Source organism: Streptomyces sp. URMC 127, from assembly GCF_051386535.1.
GTDB lineage: Bacteria > Actinomycetota > Actinomycetes > Streptomycetales > Streptomycetaceae > Streptomyces.
This window is the reverse complement of the sequence record NZ_JBPQTW010000539.1, coordinates 1-277: the sequence shown is the minus strand read 5'-3', so window position 1 is coordinate 277 and position 277 is coordinate 1. Positions and strand designations below refer to the sequence as shown.

The following is a 277-nucleotide window of genomic DNA, read 5'->3' as shown; positions in this document are numbered from 1 at the left end:
TAGGCGATCCCCGCTACCGCGCGCTGTCCTTAGGGCTGATCACGTCGGTCACCCTGGTGGCCTTCCTCTGGCTGGGCGTCGCCACGGTCCTGCCCGAGGCCGCCGAGGACCTGGGCGGCGTCCACCTCTTCGGCTGGGCGTTCACCGCGTTCATGCTCGCCAACCTCTTCGGGACCATCGCCGCCGGCCAGGGCGCCGACCGGGGCGGCCCCACCCGCCCGTACGTGCAGGCCTTCGCCGTCTTCGTCGTCGGCTGCGTGGTCGCGGCGATCGCCTC

The 277-nt window shown here is 72.9% G+C and carries 1 pseudogene; it reads left to right on the top strand.

Going from position 1 to position 277, the window contains the following annotated elements:
- Window positions 1–277: pseudogene (locus ACSNOH_RS35300) on the top strand (MFS transporter); the annotation flags it as partial.